At 56.1% G+C, this 253-nt stretch carries 1 pseudogene; it reads right to left on the minus strand.

The window, feature by feature from the left end:
* Nucleotides 1–212: pseudogene (locus IV91_RS16300) on the minus strand (IS481 family transposase); the annotation flags it as partial.
* Nucleotides 213–253 lie beyond the last annotated feature (41 nt).

The following is a 253-nucleotide window of genomic DNA, read 5'->3' on the forward strand; positions in this document are numbered from 1 at the left end:
ACTTGATACTCGTGTTCGACCCAGGCAAAGGAGGCTTCGTTGAGTTGAGCCAGGGTCAGATTGGGAATCGCATCAAGCATGGCCATCAGACGACTTTCCACCCGATTCCAGAGGGTCTCCTGCTTGCCATTCATCCAGGCGCTGCGCGGGCGCGTGTTGAGCGCCAGAATGCCCAAATGATGCAGGCCGGCAGTGAATTCGCCGGAGATCATGGCGGAGCCATTATCACTATAAATCGTTCTGGGTGAACCCC

It is taken from the genome of Ferrovum myxofaciens (assembly GCF_000735045.1).
Taxonomy (GTDB): domain Bacteria; phylum Pseudomonadota; class Gammaproteobacteria; order Burkholderiales; family Ferrovaceae; genus Ferrovum; species Ferrovum myxofaciens.